This window comes from uncultured Granulicatella sp. (genome assembly GCF_963528315.1).
GTDB lineage: Bacteria > Bacillota > Bacilli > Lactobacillales > Aerococcaceae > Granulicatella.
This window is the reverse complement of record NZ_CAURVV010000063.1, coordinates 1-7,017: the sequence shown is the minus strand read 5'-3', so window position 1 is coordinate 7,017 and position 7,017 is coordinate 1. Positions and strand designations below refer to the sequence as shown.

The window sequence follows — 7,017 nt, the reverse complement described above, 5'->3', positions numbered from 1 at the left end:
GTCACATAAACATCCTGCTGATCACGATTCTTATAATGTCTCGAATGAATACGACCCTCAATTCCTAAACGATCGCCCTTCTTCACAAAACGCTGAATCCGATCCGCCATCTTCCCAAAAGCAATCACCTGAATAAAATCCGTCTGCTTATCCCCATCATTCTGTCTATAAATATTCTGCACTGCCAAAGTATTTCGACAAACAGAATTTCCCTTCTCAGATTGATGAACAGCGACGTCCTTAATCAGACGACCAATTAATGAAACATGATTCATTTTTCCGTACCTCCATTGAATGATTAAAGAACAAATTGTTCTTCACTCTATAAGTACGAAAAAAATCACGAAAAATATTTTTTTACGAAATATTTTTTCTTAAATTTTCTGCAAATTCAGAAATTTTTCTCAAACGATGGTTTACTCCCGATTTTGAAATCGAACCAGATGGAATAATCTCCCCTAAGTCCTTCAAACTAATATCTGGATTTTCTTTTCTAACTTGTGCCAATTCAAATAATTTTACTGGCAAAGCCTCTAATCCAACTTTCTCCTCAATAAATAAAATATCTTCCATCTGACGGGAAGCTGCATTGACTACTTTATTAATATTGGCATTTTCACAGTTCACTAAACGATTCACCGAGTTTCTCATATCTCGTACAATACGAATATCTTCAAATTTCATCATTGCATTCGCTGCACCAATGAGCGCTAGAAAATCCGCAATTTTTTCTGCTTCTTTTAAATAAGTAATAAATCCATTTCTTCTCTCAATCATTCTGGCATTGAGCCCAAAAGCATTCATCATGTCACAAATGTCTTCATTATGTTCTTCATAGTTTGAATAAATTTCTAAATGATAGCGACTCGTTTCAGGATTATTCACGGATCCTCCTGCTAAGAATGCACCTCTTAAATAAGAACGCATTTTCTCTTCATTATCACGAATCTCAAGTGGAATATGTGTAATTAATTCCAAATTTTCCATAATACCTAAATCACTTAAAATTTCCTTAGTTCCTTGTTTTAACCGTACAATATACACATTATTTTTCTTCAATTTCATTTTACGGCGAACAAGTAATTCACTTTCAATTTGATAATGTTGTTTTAATAATACGAAAATACGTCTCGCAATCGCAGCATTTTCTGTTTGAATATTTAATACAAACTGACGATTAAATAAACTCAAAGACCCATTCATACGAATCAGTGCTGCTAATTCCGCTTTTGCATGTTCAATATGTACTTCTAATTGTGTTAATTCTTTTTTTGTTTCAGATGCAAATGACATAATAACCTCCTTTCCCTATACAATAGGAGTGGGAAAGAACAGTTGCTCTTCCCCACTTCTTTTTCATTAATCATGTTTAACACTTCGTAATAAAGTAAATAATTCATCAATGACTTTTTGTCCGTCATGATAGACACCATTTTCTCTTAATTTAAGAAAATCTGTCGAAATTACTCGGCAACCTTGGTCACGTAATCCTTGGAAATCATATTTTACTTGATATAAATATTCTTCATGCTTCTGTTGATTTAAATATTCATCTGGAACAGACTCCGTATTCACTAATACCGTATCAATAAATCGTTCCCCTAAATGCTCATGTAAGACACGAACATGATCACTATCTGCAAAATGTTCTGTTTCTCCTAATTGCGTCATAATATTACAAATATACACAACTTCTGCTTTTGTTTCGCAAACAGCTCGTCCAATATCTTCAATCATTAAGTTTGGTAAAATACTTGTATATAAACTTCCTGGTCCAATAACGACCATATCTGCTTCCATTATCGCTTCAACAACTTCTCTCGAAGCAATTGGTTTACGGTTTTCATCGTAAGTATGAACACTGACATGCTTAATCTTTTTACGATGTTTCGCTAATTGAGACTCTCCATCTACAATCGTTCCATCTTCAAATTCTGCTCTTAACAATAATGGTTCTTCTGCAGCAGGGTAAACATGTCCTTCAATACTCATCATTCTAGAAAGCAGACGAATTGCATCAAAAATATTATTTCCATGCATTTCTGTTAAAGCAGCAATAATTAAATTCCCAATCGCATGCCCTGCGAAAAATTGATCATCCGATTTAAAACGATATTGGAAAATATCTTTTTGCAAGGAATTCATTGGAGATAATGCACATAAGCAGTTACGAATATCTCCTGGAGGCACAACGTTAATATAGTCTCGAATAACTCCAGAACTTCCTCCATCATCGGCAACCGTTACAATCGCAGTTACTTCAGCATCTTGTTTTCTTAAATTTCTTAATAAGACAGGTAATCCTGTTCCTCCACCAATGACGGTAATTTTAGGACCTTTCTTTCGCTTCTTTTCTTGAGGCTCTACTTCAAAAATCACGAACGACCATTCCCTTCTTTACGTTTATCTTTATCTCGGTGAGAAATCGTTACATGATAAGAATCAGACATTAATTCTTTTCCTGTACGTTCTGTTAATGCAACAGAACGATGTTGACCACCTGTACATCCAATCGCAATCGTTACACTTGATTTACCTTCTTTTTTATAACCAGGAATAACAAAATCTAGTAATTCCATAAATTTATGATAGAAAGTTTTTGTTTCAGGTTGACTCATGACATAATCATAAACAGCATGGTCTTGCCCTGTTAATGGTCGTAATTCCTCAATATAGTGAGGATTTGGTAAGAAACGAACATCCATTACGATATCCGCATCAATTGGAAGTCCGTATTTAAATCCAAATGATACAACTTGAATCGTAAAAATATCAGTATCTCCATTTGAGAAAGTATGCATAATTTCCTCACGTAATTTTCTTGGAGAAAGCGTTGTTGTGTCAATGACTTTTTGAGCACGAACTTTAATATCTTGTAATAATCGACGTTCTGCAATAATTCCATCATACACACGACCATCACCAGCTAATGGATGAGTACGACGAGTTTCTTTATAACGAGAAACTAATGCATCATCACTCGCTTCTAAAAATAAAATTTTCGTAGTAATAAACGAAGTATTATCTAATCCACTAATCGATGTCATAATTTCATCGAAAAACGCTCTTGAACGTAAGTCGATGACTAATGCTATTTTTGTGATTTTTCCAGATTCTTTTACTAATTCCCAAAATTTTGGTAATAAACTTGGTGGCATATTGTCAACGCAAAAATAGCCCATATCCTCAAAGCTTTGCATTGCTACTGTTTTTCCAGCACCACTCATTCCTGTAATGACCACTAATTCTAATTGATCCGCCATGTGTCATTCACCTCTCCTATTTCGTTCTCTCTATCATAACATATCCGGGCGTTCCATGGGAAATTTTAAACGCTTTTCTCTCCTTTTAAGCCCTTGTATCTAACTTATCTTGCTGTAATAAAATTTTTAAAGTTGTTCCTTCTCCAACAACTGATTCTACGGATAATTCTAATCCTAAATTTTTCGCAATTTCATTGGATAAATATAGACCTAATCCTGAAGAATGATAATTCATTCTCCCATTAAATCCACTAAATCCTCTTTCAAAAATTCGTTGCTGGTCAGATTCTGCAATTCCGATTCCTGTATCTTGAATACATAAATAAGGTCCATCTAAATAAATCGAAATTTGCCCACCTTTATCCGTATACTTAATGGAATTTAATAAAATTTGTTCTACAATAACACTAAACCATTTTGCATCTGTCACTATCACTTGCTCAATAGCATCATAAGATAAACGAAGATTTTTATAAATAAAGAACGTCGCAAACTTCTTCAAAATTTGACGAATTATACTGTCCAAAGAATGTTCCCTTAATACTAAATCTTGATGAAAGGTCTCCATTCTAACATAATGCAAAACAAAATCGGTATAGGTCGTAATTTTAATTAACTCTTGTTCTAATGGACTTTTTTCAGGAAGAGTTGGTAAAGCCTGAATTAATAATTGACTCGAAGCAATACTTGTCTTAATTTGATGAATCCACATGGTATAGTAATCTAATTGCTCTTTATAAGCTTCTCTTTGTTGAAATTCAGCTTGTGCTAGTTGAGTAGCATAAGCCTCTAAATTTTCTAATAGAAATTGTTCAGACGTTGTCCACTCTTTTTTGCTTTGAAGCAATTCTTTCCAATTGGGATTTTCCTTTATTTTTTTATACTGAAGGAAATCATTTATACACCAAGTAGCTAAAAATACTCCTGAAAAAATTAGCACTAGCAATATTAAATACAACATCCATTCCAATGCATTAAAAGCAAATCCAAAAACTAACCATAAGCATAAAATAAAAGCGATATACACTAAAAAATGTTTATGACTGAATAGCCACTGTTTAATGAACTGTCTCTTTTCTTTACTCATTGGAATCCACCAACCCATAACCAATTCCTTTTTTAGTCGTAATAAAATTCACTAGGCCGCATTCTTCTAATTTTTTACGAAGACGGGCAACATTAACGGTTAACGTATTATCGTCAATAAAGAAATCACTATTCCATAATTCCTTCATCAGTTCATCTCGACTTACAAAACTGCCGACTCTTTCAAATAGCACACGTAAAATTTGAAATTCATTTTTTGTCAAATCAATCACTTGTTGTTTATAAGTAAATTGAGTCGTTTTTAAATGTAGCGTCGTACCCTTATATTCAATCCAATCTTGAGTTCCGACAAATTCATATGCACGGCGGAAAAGCCCTTGGATTTTTGCCACTAATATCGGCATTTCAAAAGGTTTTGTAATATAGTCATCTGCTCCCATATTAATCGACATGACAATATCCATTGGTTGTTGGTGAGAAGATAAAAATAAAATCGGTACATTCGAAATTTTACGAATTTCTTGGCACCAATAATATCCATTAAAAAATGGAAGAGTAATATCTAATATCACTAACTGAGGATTCACTTTTACAAAATCATCCATTACTTTATTAAAATCTGTTACACATTCTACTTGATAATTCCATTTACTTAATTCCTGAGCTACAGCATCACGAATAATTGGTTCATCTTCCACAATCATCACCGTATGCATCCATTTCACCTCAATTTCTAAACATTCCTATACACCTTGATTGTATCACGGAATAAATAAGAAAAAAACACCTTCCTTTAGTAGCTAGGACATAAAGGAAAATGTTTTTTCATCATTGTTTAAAAAAATTATTTTGTAATTGTCTTGAAGTTTTGGTTCGTTGTAGCTTCTAATACAGGATGTTTTTTCATATAATCCGCAATTAATTCTGTCATATCAATTTGAACTTCACGTACAATTTTTTCTGGTTTAAACATGGCATAATTCCCGCCACCTACTGCACGATATTGGTTTGTTACAACTTCTAATTCATCCGTATCTTTAACAGGAGCTCCATGATAGTCTAATCTCGTCACTCGTTCACCAAATGGTTTTGTAAAATCAAGCGTATACTCAATACCTTCATACATATCATAATTATAATACTGTGGTTTTGGTTCGATATATTTTGGATTAAATTGAACTTGTCCATCTTTTACAATAAAGTAAGTCGCAACTCTTTCTAATGCTAAACGTAAATCTTCTCCAGAAATTTTTAACACTGCTAAAGTATTTGGATAAATGTAGTTTGTAATCACATCACGCATTGCAATTTTAGAACCAAATCCTCGTCCTTCATTATTGAATAAAGCTGTTCCCGAAATATCTGCACCAGTTGCTTCCATTTGAACTTTATTAATAAATTCAATATAAGGATGCTCGACTAATCTTGCTTGTTGAGGATCTGTAATCGTCATATCTCCAACAACAGTTCCTACTGGTGTGTCTAACCAATCTTCAACATCTGCTTGTAATTCTTCAAACATTTCTAACACTTTAGGATCTGCTTTAACTCCCGCTGTTTCATGTAATTTCGCTTGGCTATTAACAACAACATAACGGTCGCCTTCTTTTTCGACTTGTAAGCTAATCTCACCTACATAAGCTCCACGGTAACCAGGTTGAATAACAGGAACCCCATTTACTTTTGTCGCAATCACACGGTGTTGGTGTCCTGTTACAAGAGCATCAATTCCAGGTACTTTAGTTGCAATGGCATACCCTTCATTTTCTCCTGTTAATAATTCTGTAGGTTCACCAGTTTCTAAGTCTGATTCAAATCCTCCATGGTAAGTCACCACTACGATATCTGCTTTTTCTCGCATTTCTGGTACATATTTTTGTGCAGTTTCTAAAGCACTAACAAAGGTTAAATCTTTAACAGTTGCAGGTTGTTCCCATTTTGGAATATATGGAGTTGTTAATCCTAAAACGGCAATTTTAACGCCTTCTTTTTCGATAATACGATAAGGATCTCCAAATACTTGCTCTCCTGTTTTAGAAAGAATATTCGCACAAATAATTGGATGATTGTATGATTCAATCGCTTCACGTAAATAATCTAATCCATAGTTAAATTCATGATTCCCTAAAATTCCTAAATCATATTCTAAATAGTTTAATACTTTCGTTAAGTCGTTAGCAATATGATGACCTTGTTTACGAACATAATAACTCAATGGTGAACCTTGAATAAAGTCTCCATTTTCAATTTGAACAACTGGTCCTTTTGCTTCAGCTTTAATTTTTTTAATAATCGTTGCAGCTTTAGCCGTACTAAATCCTAAATCTAAATTTCTTTTAGCATAGTTTGTAGGCAATACATATCCATGCATATCACTTGTTTCAATAATTTTGATTTCCATTTTATCCCTCATTTCCTTCTTTAGTCACAGTCCATTGTAACATATAAGCCGTAAAATATATAGATTTCTATCATAAAACAAAAAAAGACTTCCTATAGCAGTACTTCAGCAATAAAACCGTCAGGTTTGATTACATCCTAATACTACTATTAAAGAAGTCCACTCTCAGACGTACTCTAGTATACATCCGTAAAATAAGAAAAGACTTCCTATAGTAGTATGAGCAGTATCAGCCACATTGGCTGATACTGCAGGAAAACTCCAAGACGGTTTCACCGTCTTACTCATGACAGAAACAAAATTTGG

At 33.6% G+C, this 7,017-nt stretch carries 7 protein-coding genes; all 7 read right to left on the bottom strand.

Annotation, left to right across the window (positions count from 1 at the left end; genetic code table 11):
* On the bottom strand, positions 1-275 hold a 275-nt coding region (locus tag RYK07_RS08570), incomplete at its 3' end, for a single-stranded DNA-binding protein (RefSeq protein ID WP_314853452.1).
* Between the two features lie 82 nt (positions 276-357).
* Positions 358-1,293, bottom strand: a complete 936-nt coding sequence (gene whiA, locus RYK07_RS08565; protein ID WP_314111919.1) for a DNA-binding protein WhiA — start codon at positions 1,291-1,293, stop codon at positions 358-360.
* A 66-nt stretch (positions 1,294-1,359) separates the two neighbouring features.
* Positions 1,360-2,379, bottom strand: coding sequence for a YvcK family protein (locus RYK07_RS08560; protein WP_314853451.1), 1,020 nt, complete (start codon positions 2,377-2,379; stop codon positions 1,360-1,362).
* Positions 2,376-3,263 carry an RNase adapter RapZ gene (gene rapZ / locus RYK07_RS08555; RefSeq protein ID WP_314853450.1) on the bottom strand — a complete coding sequence of 296 codons (888 nt, stop codon included), beginning with the start codon at positions 3,261-3,263 and terminating at the stop codon, positions 2,376-2,378. Before rapZ ends, RYK07_RS08560 begins: the two co-directional genes overlap by 4 nt.
* Positions 3,264-3,348: 85 nt before the next feature.
* Positions 3,349-4,368 (bottom strand): sensor histidine kinase, encoded by a 1,020-nt coding sequence (locus tag RYK07_RS08550; RefSeq protein WP_314853449.1) that lies wholly within the window; start codon positions 4,366-4,368, stop codon positions 3,349-3,351.
* Positions 4,343-5,026 (bottom strand): response regulator transcription factor, encoded by a 684-nt coding sequence (locus RYK07_RS08545; protein WP_314853453.1) that lies wholly within the window; start codon positions 5,024-5,026, stop codon positions 4,343-4,345. The genes RYK07_RS08550 and RYK07_RS08545 overlap by 26 nt, the downstream gene beginning before the upstream one ends.
* Before the next feature lie 128 nt (positions 5,027-5,154).
* Positions 5,155-6,711 (bottom strand): bifunctional metallophosphatase/5'-nucleotidase, encoded by a 1,557-nt coding sequence (locus tag RYK07_RS08540; protein WP_314853448.1) that lies wholly within the window; start codon positions 6,709-6,711, stop codon positions 5,155-5,157.
* Between the last annotated feature and the right edge of the window lie 306 nt (positions 6,712-7,017).